The 12,978-nt window shown below is 54.6% G+C and carries 14 protein-coding genes; all 14 read right to left on the reverse strand.

Annotation, left to right across the window (positions count from 1 at the left end):
- Complete coding sequence (gene trpA, locus MKZ07_RS11460; RefSeq protein WP_036698114.1) at positions 1-825, reverse strand: tryptophan synthase subunit alpha; 825 nt, start codon at positions 823-825, stop codon at positions 1-3.
- A complete protein-coding gene (trpB, locus tag MKZ07_RS11465; protein ID WP_036698117.1) occupies positions 822-2,021 on the reverse strand; it encodes a tryptophan synthase subunit beta in 1,200 nt (399 codons plus the stop codon). The genes trpA and trpB overlap by 4 nt, the downstream gene beginning before the upstream one ends.
- The gene (locus MKZ07_RS11470) at positions 2,018-2,698 is read right to left on the reverse strand and encodes a phosphoribosylanthranilate isomerase (RefSeq protein WP_036698119.1); all 681 of its coding nucleotides are present in this window, start codon (positions 2,696-2,698) and stop codon (positions 2,018-2,020) included. The genes trpB and MKZ07_RS11470 overlap by 4 nt, the downstream gene beginning before the upstream one ends.
- The gene (gene trpC / locus MKZ07_RS11475; RefSeq protein WP_036698121.1) at positions 2,691-3,521 is read right to left on the reverse strand and encodes an indole-3-glycerol phosphate synthase TrpC; all 831 of its coding nucleotides are present in this window, start codon (positions 3,519-3,521) and stop codon (positions 2,691-2,693) included. Before trpC ends, MKZ07_RS11470 begins: the two co-directional genes overlap by 8 nt.
- Positions 3,511-4,551 carry an anthranilate phosphoribosyltransferase gene (gene trpD, locus MKZ07_RS11480; protein ID WP_036698122.1) on the reverse strand — a complete coding sequence of 347 codons (1,041 nt, stop codon included), beginning with the start codon at positions 4,549-4,551 and terminating at the stop codon, positions 3,511-3,513. The genes trpC and trpD overlap by 11 nt, the downstream gene beginning before the upstream one ends.
- A gap of 78 nt (positions 4,552-4,629) precedes the next feature.
- Positions 4,630-6,183: an anthranilate synthase component I gene (gene trpE / locus MKZ07_RS11485; protein ID WP_036698123.1), complete on the reverse strand. Its 1,554-nt coding sequence runs from the start codon at positions 6,181-6,183 to the stop codon at positions 4,630-4,632.
- A 354-nt stretch (positions 6,184-6,537) separates the two neighbouring features.
- Positions 6,538-6,909, reverse strand: coding sequence for a chorismate mutase (gene aroH / locus MKZ07_RS11490; RefSeq protein WP_036698124.1), 372 nt, complete (start codon positions 6,907-6,909; stop codon positions 6,538-6,540).
- Positions 6,903-8,006, reverse strand: coding sequence for a 3-dehydroquinate synthase (gene aroB, locus MKZ07_RS11495; protein ID WP_341025885.1), 1,104 nt, complete (start codon positions 8,004-8,006; stop codon positions 6,903-6,905). The genes aroH and aroB overlap by 7 nt, the downstream gene beginning before the upstream one ends.
- A 1-nt stretch (position 8,007) precedes the next feature.
- Entirely contained in the window at positions 8,008-9,177 is a 1,170-nt protein-coding gene (gene aroC, locus MKZ07_RS11500) for a chorismate synthase (protein ID WP_036698126.1), read from the reverse strand.
- 183 nt (positions 9,178-9,360) lie between these two features.
- Entirely contained in the window at positions 9,361-9,537 is a 177-nt protein-coding gene (locus tag MKZ07_RS11505; protein ID WP_179090429.1) for a hypothetical protein, read from the reverse strand.
- Positions 9,538-9,743: 206 nt separating this feature from the next.
- Entirely contained in the window at positions 9,744-10,547 is an 804-nt protein-coding gene (locus MKZ07_RS11510; protein WP_036698127.1) for a CheR family methyltransferase, read from the reverse strand.
- A 27-nt stretch (positions 10,548-10,574) separates the two neighbouring features.
- Complete coding sequence (gene ndk / locus MKZ07_RS11515; RefSeq protein ID WP_036698128.1) at positions 10,575-11,018, reverse strand: nucleoside-diphosphate kinase; 444 nt, start codon at positions 11,016-11,018, stop codon at positions 10,575-10,577.
- A 132-nt stretch (positions 11,019-11,150) separates the two neighbouring features.
- Complete coding sequence (locus MKZ07_RS11520) at positions 11,151-12,119, reverse strand: polyprenyl synthetase family protein (protein ID WP_036698129.1); 969 nt, start codon at positions 12,117-12,119, stop codon at positions 11,151-11,153.
- The gene (locus MKZ07_RS11525) at positions 12,116-12,976 is read right to left on the reverse strand and encodes a menaquinone biosynthetic enzyme MqnA/MqnD family protein (RefSeq protein ID WP_036698130.1); all 861 of its coding nucleotides are present in this window, start codon (positions 12,974-12,976) and stop codon (positions 12,116-12,118) included. The genes MKZ07_RS11520 and MKZ07_RS11525 overlap by 4 nt, the downstream gene beginning before the upstream one ends.
- Positions 12,977-12,978 lie beyond the last annotated feature (2 nt).

Raw genomic sequence — 12,978 nt, forward strand, 5'->3', positions numbered from 1 at the left:
TTAATTAGGTCTTAATTGTGCCACAAATTCACGAATTTGCAACAGTCCGGCGCTTCTCGTCTGAGGCTGGGACAGCAGGGGAATAACCTCCTCGACCTTGCGGACAATGGCGCTACCCACTACTACACCATCACAGATCTTGGCAAAACGGGATACCTGCTCTCCAGTAGAAATTCCGAATCCTACAGCGACCGGCAGGTCCGTAGACCGGCGGACGGACGCAATGAACTCATCTACTCCGCTGTGGAAGCTTGAGCGTTCCCCGGTTACACCGAGCGAGGATACGCAATAGACAAAGCCGCTTGCGCCGGATACGATCCGGGCAATCCGTTCGCTGGAGGTCGGGGCCACGAGCGGAATGAGATTCACTCCGGCGGCACGGCTGCGTGCACGCATATCTTCTGATTCCTCAACCGGCAGGTCTGGAATAATCAGCCCGCTGATCTCATGGGTATTCAGCTCCGCAAAAAACGTATCCAGCCCCATCTGCAGCACCGGATTATAATACGTGAACAGGATGAACGGCAGCCCGCTGCCTGCCTGCCTTGCTTTCAGCGCCGTCTCCATACAGGTGCGCAGATGAACCTTGCTGCGCAGCGCTCTTGCGGACGCCCGCTGGATTACCGGACCGTCGGCAAGCGGATCGGAGTAAGGAACACCAAGCTCCAGAATATCCGCTCCGGCTGCCTCCAACTCAGCGATAATATCCAGTGTAGTCTCGAGATCAGGATCGCCTACGGTAAGGAACGGAATTAGGGCAGTACGGCCTTCCGCCTTCAATCGGTTAAACGTCAGGTCCATCCGGTTTGTCGTCTCAGTTGTCATTGCTGCTCCGCCCCTTCCGTATAAGCCATAATGGATTCGACATCTTTGTCGCCGCGTCCCGACAGGCAGATCACCACAATATCTTCCTTGGTCAGCGTCTTGCCGAGCTTCACCACATGGGCAATGGCATGAGCCGACTCCAAGGCGGGAATAATACCTTCCGTCACGCAGAGCAGCTTGAGCGCATCCAGCGCTTCCGCATCGGTCACCGGTACATACTGGGCACGTTGAATGTCCTTGAGATAGGAATGCTCAGGCCCCACGCCCGGATAATCGAGTCCGGCCGATATGGAATGGGCCTCGATGACCTGTCCATGCTCATCCTGCAGCAGATAGCTCATCGAGCCCTGGAACACGCCATGGCTTCCCTTGCTCATGGTTGCTGCATGGAACGGAGTGTCTACGCCTTTACCGGCAGCTTCAACACCAATCATCGCCACCTGCTCATCCTCCATGAACGGATAGAACATACCGATGGCATTGCTGCCTCCGCCTACTGCGGCAACCAGCAGATCCGGCAAACGCCCTTCGGCCTCGAGAATCTGGCGGCGGGTCTCATCCCCGATAATCCGCTGGAAGTTGCGGACCATCATCGGATACGGATGCGGGCCTACCGCAGAGCCAAGCACGTAGAACGTATCTTCCACATTGCTCACCCAGTAGCGGAGCGCCTCATTCCCGGCATCCTTCAGCGTTCTGGAGCCGGAGGTCACCGGAATAACCTCTGCCCCGAGCAGCTTCATCCGGAAGACATTCAGCGCCTGGCGGCGGGTATCCTCTTCGCCCATGAACACCTTACATTCCATACCGAGCAAGGCGGCTACCGTAGCTGTAGCTACTCCGTGCTGGCCTGCGCCGGTTTCGGCAATCACCTTGGTTTTACCCATCATTTTGGCCAGGATGCCTTGTCCGATAGCGTTGTTGATCTTGTGGGCGCCTGTATGATTGAGGTCCTCCCGCTTCAGATAGATCTTGGCCTCGCCAAGCTGTTTACTTAGCCGCTCTGCATAATATAGCGGGGTCTCGCGCCCCGAATATTGCTTGAGCAGATAATCTATTTCCTCCTGAAAGGACGGGTCTGCCGAGAATTTATGGTAAGCCTCTTCCAGCTCAATCAGTGCAGTCATCAAGGTCTCAGGAACGAAGCGGCCTCCAAAAGAACCAAAACGTCCATTTTTGTCCGGTACTTGTATCATGATTGCTTCACCCTTTCTACGAAAGCTGTCATTTTGGCAATGTCCTTACTGCCGTTACTCTCTACTCCGCTGGAGACATCCACGCCATAAGGGGCGTAGCCGTCCAGCAGCTCGTTCACATTGTCCGGATGCAAGCCTCCGGCTATAAATAAAGGCAGCGCATGCTTCGCCGCCGCTTGCTGGTATAAGGGGATCTGCTCCCAATCAAATGTACGGCCCGTTCCGCCGCTGTCCTGCGGATCATAGGTATCCAGCAGCAGTGCATCAATGATGCCCGCATAGCTGTCCAGCAGAGGTTGAATCTCATCCCCTGTATCAGTATTACGTCCGGCAACCGAAAGAGCCTTCCAGACCTTAACCTGGGGAAAAGCCGCCTTGACCTCCGCGCAGAACTGCGGGCTCTCTTGTCCATGAAGCTGCACAACATCCAGCCGTACCGTTTGAAGCAGCTCTGCCAGCTCAGAAAGGCCGGGGTTAACGAATACGCCCACCGGTCGGGGCACAGGCTCAGACTTCCAGTTGCCCAGCTCTGCAATCAGCTCCGCAGCCACACCCGCGGTAACCCTTCGGCGGCTGGGTGCAAATACCAGGCCTATATAATCGAGCGGCAAACTATTCATAGATTTTAGCACTTCAACGCCCTGAAGTCCACAGATTTTTACGAGAGGTTCAGTCACGCTGCACACGATCCTTCCCGGCAGGAAGCGGACCGAGCAGCTGATAGACTGCCTGCTCTACATCCGGCTGGCGCATAAGGAATTCTCCGACCAGCACACCGGTTGCCCGTGTCTTGCGGAGATACGCAATATCCTCCGGCCCGGTAATCCCGCTCTCGCTGATTACGGGAAGACCAGCGGGTAGAAGGGCTGCCAGCTCCTCCGTAGCGGAGAGCGACGTTTCGAACGTCTTGAGATTCCGGTTATTGATGCCCAGCAGAACCCCGGGATGTTCGGCCTTACCTGTAGACAACACCGTCTCCAGTTCGCTGCGGTCATGGACCTCAATCAGGATATCGAGCCCAAGCGCGGCAGCAGAGTCAGTGAACGCGGCGAGCTGCTGCGGGGTCAGAATGGCCGCAATCAGCAGAATGGCATCTGCTCCAAGCAGGCGGGCCTCATAGATCTGCTTTTCATCGATAATGAAGTCCTTACGTAGTAGCGGAAGCTTCACCGCCTCTCTTACTTGCTGGAGATACACGCCGCTGCCCTGAAAATAATCCTTGTCCGTCAGCACGGACAGACAATCGGCCCCTCCCGCTTCATAACCCCGGGCAATCGTCACCGGATCAAAATCGGCCCGGATCAGCCCCTTGGACGGCGAGGCCTTCTTCACTTCGGCGATCAGCCCCATCTCCCGGTTCCGGCGTTCAGTCAGGGCACTGCGGAAGCCTCTGGTAGCAGGCAAACCTGCAATGGAGCGCTCCGCCGCAGCGAGCGAGAATTGCACGCTTAACGCTTCTACCTCTTTTACCTTCGTGGCAACAATCCGGTCAAGATACATAATCAAGCTCCTTTGTCATCGCTTTTAACTGTTCCAGCTTGCTCAGGGCCGCCCCTGAATCCACAACCTCTCTGGCACGGTCCACGCCTTCCTTAAGTGTATCCGCTAGACCGGCGACATAGATGCAAGCTCCGGCATTCGCGAGTACGATATCACGGTACGGATTGATATTACCCTCCAGCACTGTAGTGATAATCGCCGCATTCTCTGCGGCATCACCGCCCATGACATCCTCCAGCGGATGCTGGCTGAGGCCAAGCTCCTGCGGTGTAATTACGTAGGTGCTGACTACGCCCTGCTTCAGCTCGGAGACCTGAGTCGGTGCCGAGATGCTGATCTCATCCAGGCCGTCCAGGCTGCTGACAATCATCGCCCGCTTGGAGCCGAGCTCACCCAGGACCTTGGCAACCGTCTCTGTCTTGTTACGGTCGTAGATGCCCATCAGCTGCCGGTCTGCTCCGGCCGGATTGGTCAGCGGGCCCAGCATATTGAAGACCGTCCGCACACCCAGCTCACGGCGGGGAGCAGCGGCATGCTTCATGGACGGATGATAGATTTGTGCGAACAGGAAGCAGATGCCGATACTATCCAGACATTGCCGCGCCTGCTCCGCATTCAGATGAATATTAACACCAAGCGCCTCCAGCACATCTGCACTGCCCGCTCTGCCGGATGCCGAACGGTTGCCATGCTTCGCCACTCTTACAGAAGCAGCGGAAGAGATGATTGCCGAAGCTGTGGAGATATTGAATTTATGAATGCCAGAGCCGCCCGTGCCGCAGGTATCCAGCAGTTGGCTCCGCTCTGTAAGCACCTGTGTGCCGAAACCGCGCATCGCCTCTGCGAAGCCGGTGATTTCTTCAACGGTCTCCCCTTTGATCCGCAGCGCGGTCAGCAGCGACCCGATCTGCGCTGGTGAAGCTGCACCTTCCATAATCGTGCCCATAATCTCCCGGGCCTGCGTACGGGTAAGATCCTTACCCTCGATTAAACCGGCAATTCCTGATTGTAGTAACTGGCTTGCGTCCATAGTGGATGTCCTCCTAAAAGTTTTAAGTTTTATGGAGCATTCTCTGCTCTTCTGATCTCATCTCTGCTAATTCCCGGTTCACGGGGTATATTCGTACATATAATCCTGGTTAATGACTTGCTTCTCCTTCACCTCAGCGGGGAACATCGCTTCCGCCATACGGATTGCCTTCAGCATTCCTTTGGCCTTGTTCACCGTCTCCTCATATTCCTTCTCCGGCACGGAATCCCAGACAATCCCTGCTCCGGCCTGCACATAAGCACGGCCCTTGCGGAAGATAATCGTGCGGATCGTGATGCAGGAATCCATGTTCCCGGAGAAGCCTAGATATCCGATTGCCCCGGCATAAGCGCCGCGGGCTTCCCGCTCCAGCTCAGCAATAATCTCCATCGCCCGCAGCTTCGGCGCTCCCGATACCGTACCTGCCGGAAGGCAGGAGAGGAAGGCATCGAAGAAATCCTTATCCTCGGCCAGCGTTCCGGTCACATTCGAGACCAGATGCATGACATGCGAGTATTTCTCGATCTCCATGAATGTATTGCATTTCACACTGCCGAATTTCGAGACCCGCCCCAGATCATTGCGGCCCAGGTCTACAAGCATCAGATGCTCCGCACGTTCCTTCTCGTCCTCCATCAGCTCTGCGGCGAGCTGATGATCCTCTGCCGCCGTCGCTCCGCGCGGCCGGGTACCGGCAATCGGCCGGGTCTCCACACGTCCGCCATCCACCTTGACCAGCGCTTCCGGCGAGGTGCCTACGATGATCTCTTCATCCATTTTCAGATAATACATATAGGGAGAAGGGTTCAGAATGCGCAGCATCCGGTACACATGCAGCGGAGAGACCTCTGTCTCGATGTGCATCCGCTGTGACAGCACCACCTGGAAGATATCTCCGGCACGGATGTATTCTTTGGCCTGCTCTACGTTGCTTATATACTGCTCCTTCGTGAGATTCGAGTGAATCTCTCCAAGCTCAATATCCTGCGGAATGCTGCGGCGGTTGACGTTCTCCTTCGGGCCTTCCTTTTGCAGCTCTTCTGCCAGATTCACTAAGCGATTGCTCAGTTCCTCGTAGTTAGCCCGGATATCCGAATCCGTATCGCCATCCTTAATATGAAGATTACCCACCAGCAGGATCTGCTGCTTCACATGATCGAAGACGATAATACGGTCACAGAACATAAAACGGATGTCATCCATATTCAGGTCATCTACCGCATGTGCGGACAGCTTCTCATAATACTGCAGCAGATCATAACCGAAGAATCCGATGGCTCCGCCCGTGAACGGCGGCATGCCGTCCAGCTTGGGACTGCGGTAGGAACGGAGTAGCGCTTTCAGCTCCTCGACAGGTTTGCCGGACAGCTGTTTTTTCTCGCCGCCAACCTCCACCTGGATCTGCCCCTTTTTGCCGGAGATCATCAGGAACGGATCACTACCGATAAAAGAATAACGCGCCCATTGAATGCCGCCCTCTACACTCTCCAGCAAAAATGCGCGATCCTGCTCTGCAAACCGCTGGAACAGCCGGATCGGCGTTTCCATATCAGCCAGCAATCTTGTTACGACCGGGATCAGATTATATTCGCGCGACAGCGACACCACTTCTTCAATGCTCGGATTCGTCACTTGGGTAACCTCCTAGGGGGATAACGGATATTGTCCGAAATACAGAAAAACCTCTACCGGAGTAGAGGTTTGTTGATAGTCAGTATGTGAATTAGCGCCTCGGACCGGCATGAACAAAGCCGAATGCAAGAGATTCCTCGATGGATACAGGGATAGCGCAGATGCAACTTATCATAAGTTACGGCTATACAGGTATGCCAAAAAAGAACACTGACAATTAAGGGTCTGTTCTGCTATAAGTCCTACACTCTGCTCAACTATACTCTACTCAACTCATTCTAAACTCTGCTTTACTCGGCTAACTTCACTATACATGATGACGGTAGTCATTGACAACCCCGTAACTATAATTTATTACTTGCTCTGTGAGAGATCCGGGCGAAGCCGCTGGGCTTCATTCAGATAGACATGCCGGATATCGCGCTGGGATTTGTCGGTGTTCACCTGCACCATCAGGCGGATGCAATTCGGCAGGCTGCCCTTCACAGGGATCTCCACGGAACACATCAGCGGAACCATCTCCCAGCCTTCAATCTCGCGGATCGCCCGTGCCGGGAAGGTCGCATCCAGATCCGTAGTCATCGTAATCCACACACTGCAGATATCCTCTGCGATCACATCATTACGCTCCACAATTTCCCTCAGCAGGATCACCGTTTCACGTAGAATTTCCGTCTCTTCATTCTGGGTTACGGTCGTTGCACCGCGTATGCCCCGGTTCACCATGGGCTCCCCTCCTTCTTAAGCTGGGCTATGACCTCTGATACATCGCTTGCCTGCACATCACTGATGATGCTAACTTCACCAATGGCCTCCGGCACGATAAAAGTCATTCGGCCTTCCTTGAATTTCTTGTCATGCATCATCGCTTCCATCAGCTCTTCCCCGCTATACTGCAAAGGCAGCCGGGTGGGCAGCGACAGGGCGGTGAGCATGGATACGGTATCTTCGTAGATCTGTCTGTCCCGGCCCAGCTTCGTTGCGAGCAGAGCAGATCCGGCCATCCCGATGGCAATCGCCTCTCCATGCAGGAAGGTTCCATAGCCGCCGACAGCTTCGATGGCATGTCCGATGGTATGCCCCAGATTCAGAATCGCTCGCTGTCCGTGCTCGCGTTCATCACCGCCGATTACATCCGCCTTGATGGCACAACCGCGTTCCAGCGCATATCCCAGCGCCCCGGGGTCCAGTGCCAACAACTCGTCCGCATGCGCCTGGCACCAGTAAGCGAACTCACGGTCCAGGATCAGCCCGTGCTTGACCACCTCAGCCAGGCCTGAAGCGACCTGCCGGGGTGGAAGCGTAGTTAAGGTGTCCAGATCATATACCACCATAGACGGCTGATAAAAGGCACCCAGCATATTCTTGGCCAGCGGATGGTTAACGGCCACCTTCCCGCCTACACTGCTGTCATGGGCGAGAATGGTCGTTGGAATCTGCATGAACCCGATTCCCCGCATATAAGATGCGGCAACGAAGCCGGCCAAATCGCCAACAACTCCCCCGCCAAGCGCCAGCACGGCTGAGCTGCGGTCCAGACCGCCTTGAATGGCAGTGGTAATCACTTCTTCATAGACGGCTAGTGACTTCGAAGCTTCACCCGCCTGAATGACATGGCTGACCACCGTATATCCGCTGCTGCGGAGAGAGGCCTCCACCTGCTCCAGATAACGCGGGGCTACTTCTGTATCACTCACCACCAGGAGCGGGCTTCGCTGCGCGAACCCGGCTTCGGTGCAGCGTTCGCCGATACTCTGCAGCAGACCGCTGCCGATATAAATCGGATAAGAACGTTCGCCTAAATCAACAGTAATGCTGCGCATCTTAGTAGCTCTCCAGCTGAGCCAGGTAATTATTATAGTTCGCGCGGATCTCTTCCAGAGAGTCCCCGCCGAATTTGTCCAGGAACGCCTTGGCAATCTCCCAGGCTACTACACTCTCCAGTACGACACAAGCCGCCGGAACTGCACAGGCGTCTGAGCGCTCCACCTGGGCTGTGAACGGCTCCTTTGTATCGATATCCACACTCTGCAGCGGTTTGTACAGCGTCGGGATCGGCTTCATTACCCCTCTAACGACCACTGGCATTCCATTGGTCATTCCACCTTCGAACCCGCCCAGCCGGTTGCTCGCCCGGTAGTAACCCTGAGAGGCTTCATACATAATCTCGTCATGGACCTGTGAGCCGCGCAGCCTCCCGGCTTCGAAGCCGATCCCGATCTCCACGCCCTTGAAGGCATTGATCGACATCACGGCTCCGGCGATGGCACCATCCAGCTTGCGGTCGGACTGTACATAACTGCCAAGGCCAATAGGCAGACCTTCGACAATACATTCCACAATCCCGCCGATGGAGTCGCCCTCTTCCTTGATCTTGTCTATGTAAGCCTCCATCTTCTGCTCCGTTTCCTTGTCCACTACCCGCACAGAGGATTCTTCAGTCCGGGCAATCAGCTCATCGATAGGCAGATCGTTAGCAGGTGCTTCAATCTCTCCGATTCGGATGACTTGTCCGGCAATCTTCACTCCGAAGGCTGCAAGCAGCTGACGGGCTACTCCGCCTACGGCTACTCTTGCTGCCGTCTCACGGGCGCTGGAGCGCTCCAGCACGTTACGCAGATCGGTATGATTATACTTAAGTCCGCCGTTCAGGTCCGCATGACCGGGACGCGGACGGTTTACCCGGCGCTTCTCTTCGTCACTGCCCGGAATCGGCTCAATGTTCATAATGTTCTTCCAGTGTGTCCAGTCCTTGTTCTCCACAATGAGCGCTACAGGAGCTCCGGTAGTATAGCCGTGGCGTACACCGCCGGCAATTTGGGCAGTATCCTTCTCAATCTGCATCCGGCGTCCGCGGCCGTAGCCCTTCTGTCTCCGGTGCAGCTGGAAATTAAGCTCTTCAAAATCAAGTGTCAAATTACTGGGCAATCCCTCAATAATGGCTGTAAGCTGGGGGCCGTGCGTTTCCCCCGCTGTTAAGTAGCGTAAACTCATGCTGCGTTCCCCCTTCACACTTTTAGACTGTAAACCGCTAAAATGTTAAATGTCTTTGCTTATTATAGTATAGGCTCCCCGCTTTGACAAGAAAGCAATAGACGGGACAGCCGCTGCCTGCTATACAAAACAAGCGCCGCTCCTGCTCTTTCGAGTAGAAGCGGCGCTGCTGTTCTCCTCCGTTCAGGAGCCTGTCTCCAGACTGTCGCTGCCTGGTGCCGGAAGGCGGCCGCCGGTTCTGCCCTCTTCCGCAGTGAGCAGGCTCTGGAGCTGCAGCTCCTCAATGCCGAGAATCTGCCCGCATTCGCGGACGGTGAGGAACCCCCGCCGGTACGCGGTGATGACCTTGCTTTTGTCCATCTGGGTTAACAACCTTTCACTTGGCGTTAGGTTTCTTGCTACTTCCCAGTATCACTGAAAAACACCAAAAGTATACCCTGCACCAAGGGAGACACAAGTGGAAACGGATATACCGTCCTTTTCAGGGACGGTTCGTTTCAGCGAGAAATAGAAGGATAAGTTATCGAGTGAAACGTATAATTCCTTATATTTCCAGAAGACAGATGCTATTTCTTGCGGTAGAAGAAGGTTTCAGTCGATTCAAAGCCATACTGCGCTGGTGTGAAGATCTGCTCCGTACTGCCTACGAACAGATAGCCTCCGGGCCGCAGACTGGCCGAGAATTTGTGATACAGCTTATTCTTGGCTTCTTCGGTGAAGTAGATCATGACATTGCGGCAGATAATCAGATCGAAGCCTTCGTCGAATTTATCCAACAGCAAATTCTGCTTGCGGAAATCGATATTTTTCTTCAGTCCTTCACTGACCTTGAAGACTGGGCCTTCTGGGGTGAAATACCGGTCTGCCACATCTTTGGGCACATCCTTCAAGGAGCGCTCCAGATAGATTCCCTGTTTCGCTTTGGCCAGCGCCCCGTCATCAATATCTGTTGCCAGAATTCCGGTCTGGGCCAGAATATTCTTGTCCGAGAGAATCATCGCCAGTGTATAGGGCTCTTCCCCCGTCGAACAGGCAGCACTCCATAGCTTCAGTCTGCGGCCGGAACGCTGAAGATCCGGCAGAATCACATCCCTCAATACTTCCCAGCGGTTCGGATTCCGCCAGAATTCAGAGACATTGATCGTCATGCGGTCCAGAAACTCATAGAATAGTGTCTTGTCCTTCATCATGGCAGCATAGAATTCGTTAAAGGTGTTGAACCCGTTCTTCATACGGAGCGTCGTCAGCCGACGCTTCATCTGTGCTTCCTTATACTGCGCAAGATCAATGCCGGTGCTTTGTTTGATATTATGAATAAATCCGGTGTAATCAGGGTCTGGGGTTAATGAGGATTCGTCTCGTTCAGCCATAATTTTCTCCTGTCTCCTGCCTGGATCTTACATCCAGGCCGCGATGTCTTTATGATACTGTGCCAGCTCATCCGGAGCGAAGAAATTGGCGATTTCACGTGCTGCACTGTCCGGTGAATCCGATCCGTGGATCAGATTAAGCGGAGTGTGGCTGGCATAATCCCCGCGGATGGTGCCCGGCAGGGCCTCACCGACTTTAGTTTTGCCGATCAGGAGACGGGATAATGCGATGACATCATCCCCTTCCCATACCATGGCGAACACAGGGCCGGAAGTGATGAAGCTTACCAGCTCCGGGAAAAAATTCTTGCCGTCATGCTCCGCATAATGCTTCTTGGCCTGCTCCTCAGTAACGGTAATCAGCTTGGCAGCGACCAGCTTGAATCCCTTGTCTTCCAGACGGGCAACGATGCGTCCGATTAGTCCGCGCTGTACACCATCCGGTTTGATCATCAGATACGTTTGTTCCATAGAGTCACTCTCCAATTTCCCTTATTCTAAATGAATGGGCGGTTTATGGTCTGATATTATCAGAAACCCCGGCATCTGTGAACGTAAATTTGCAGGTGTGTTATAAGACAAGTAGAAACGGCTCTTATATTTTCAATAAGCCCGGCCGGTCACGAAAAAGGCGATATCGCGCAAATTGCGCTTCGTCCGGTTGCTGGGCAGCTGCTCCAGCGCATCAAGTGCCTTGGCGATATAACGGGAAGCCAGCTCCTCTGCACGGGAGATCCCGTCGCCGGAGAGAATCAGATCAATCGCGCGCCCGACCCCGCTCTTCCCTTCACGAATCGCTTCAAGCTCTTCCAGCAGGCGGCCGCGGAGCCGCTCATCCTGCAGACTGTAGATGACAGGCAAAGTGATGTTCCCCTGCCGCATATCGCTTCCGGGCGGCTTGCCAATTTGCTTCTCCGTTCCGGAGAGATCGAGCAGATCATCACGGATTTGAAACGCCATCCCAACGTTATATCCGTAATTATAGAGGAGCCTGGCAGTTCCCGGCTCCGCATCTGCAGCCAGAGCGCCAAGCTGACAGCTGACAGCAATCAGCAGTGCTGTCTTCCGGCGGATTCTCCGCAGGTAATGGCGCACGCTCTGTCCGCTGTTGAAGAAGTCGCGGATCTGCTCCATCTCTCCGATGGACATCTCTACCATGGCTTTGGAGAGAATCTGATGAATCAGGGGATTCTTCAGCCCTGAAGTCATCACAAGTGCCTTGGCATAAATATAGTCACCGGTGTACATGGCGATCTTGTCGCCCCATTTCGCCTTGACGGTAGGCTCTCCCCGCCGGAGCTCCGCATCGTCAATGACATCATCGTGGACCAGCGAGGCGCTGTGAATCAGCTCCAGCGGAATAGCGACACGCTTCAGCTTATCGAGATCATAGGTCCCGAATTTGCCGCCCATCAGAACGAATACCGGCCGGAGCCGCTTGCCCCCTGCTCTCAGCAGATGCAGCGAAGTCTCGCTCAGCAGGTCATCATCCCCCTGGACACTGCGGTACAGCTCTTTCTCAATCTGATCCATATCTTTGTTCAGCAAGCCGAATATTTGCAGTCGCTTCATTCTTTCACCCGTGTCAGCAGATTGTGGCTCCAAAGCTCCATCTTCACTTCCTGCGGCAGCAGGCCCATTTCATAGGCATAGCGGAAATAGAGGTTCAGACCTTCCTGCTGCCTTTCCCCAAAGTCATAACATAAATTACGGAAGTAATCTCTCCAATAGGAGGCCGTGCCCCCGATCGTACAGCAGGCTTCGTGAATTACCGGTCCCAGATCATTCAGGCCGCGTCTCTTGCTCCGCTCGAAGGCTTCAGCAATCTCAGCAATAGCCTCAGGATTCCGGGCTGCAGCCTTGCGGTTAACCGCCCATACAGCAAAGGTCATACTGTGGCCGGTCCATTCCTTCCACAGCTCACCCAGATCCGTCACTTCATAGCCCTGATCCTGCCAGGAGGCGCGGATGGCATGGTCGCCGATCAGGAGACCAGCATCCGCCTGCTGCATCATGGTATTCAGATCGGGATTGCTGCTGATGTACTCCGGGCTGGCCCTAAAGGCCTTGTGCATCAGGATCTTCAGCAGATTGACCGAGGTAGCCGAGGTGTTCGTCACGGCTATCGTTCCGCTGCCAATCTGCTGTAGCGGCTTTTTGGAGAAAAGAAATATCGACCGCACCGGACCATCCGCGCTGACAGACAGACCAGGCAGCAGCAGCAGCCGGTCGCTGGCCGCTGCGTAAGCAAAGGAGGATAAAGCCCCGACATGAATATCTCCTGCTGCCATGCCCTGGTTAAGCACAGCAGGCACCTCACTCACCATTTCAGCAGGAAAGCTTAAAGCAGAGGGATCGAAATAATGATAGACAGGCCATGAATTGGTATAGCTGATTTTGCCGATGACGGTGTGTTCCAGGTCTGTCATCC

The sequence above is a fragment of the Paenibacillus sp. FSL P4-0338 genome (assembly GCF_038002365.1).
Lineage (GTDB): Bacteria > Bacillota > Bacilli > Paenibacillales > Paenibacillaceae > Paenibacillus_AQ.

What these genes read in the sequence shown, in the direction of transcription:
- trpA (WP_036698114.1), bottom strand. Translation starts at nt 825, where the DNA reads ATGACAACTGAGACGACAAACCGGATGGACCTGACGTTTAACCGATTG.
- trpB (WP_036698117.1), bottom strand. Translation starts at nt 2,021, where the DNA reads ATGATACAAGTACCGGACAAAAATGGACGTTTTGGTTCTTTTGGAGGC.
- trpC (WP_036698121.1), bottom strand. Translation starts at nt 3,521, where the DNA reads ATGTATCTTGACCGGATTGTTGCCACGAAGGTAAAAGAGGTAGAAGCG.
- trpD (WP_036698122.1), bottom strand. Translation starts at nt 4,551, where the DNA reads ATGGACGCAAGCCAGTTACTACAATCAGGAATTGCCGGTTTAATCGAG.
- aroH (WP_036698124.1), bottom strand. Translation starts at nt 6,909, where the DNA reads ATGGTGAACCGGGGCATACGCGGTGCAACGACCGTAACCCAGAATGAA.
- aroB (WP_341025885.1), bottom strand. Translation starts at nt 8,006, where the DNA reads ATGCGCAGCATTACTGTTGATTTAGGCGAACGTTCTTATCCGATTTAT.
- aroC (WP_036698126.1), bottom strand. Translation starts at nt 9,177, where the DNA reads ATGAGTTTACGCTACTTAACAGCGGGGGAAACGCACGGCCCCCAGCTT.
- MKZ07_RS11505 (WP_179090429.1), bottom strand. Translation starts at nt 9,537, where the DNA reads ATGGACAAAAGCAAGGTCATCACCGCGTACCGGCGGGGGTTCCTCACC.
- MKZ07_RS11510 (WP_036698127.1), bottom strand. Translation starts at nt 10,547, where the DNA reads ATGGCTGAACGAGACGAATCCTCATTAACCCCAGACCCTGATTACACC.
- ndk (WP_036698128.1), bottom strand. Translation starts at nt 11,018, where the DNA reads ATGGAACAAACGTATCTGATGATCAAACCGGATGGTGTACAGCGCGGA.
- MKZ07_RS11520 (WP_036698129.1), bottom strand. Translation starts at nt 12,119, where the DNA reads ATGAAGCGACTGCAAATATTCGGCTTGCTGAACAAAGATATGGATCAG.
- MKZ07_RS11525 (WP_036698130.1), bottom strand. Translation starts at nt 12,976, where the DNA reads ATGACAGACCTGGAACACACCGTCATCGGCAAAATCAGCTATACCAAT.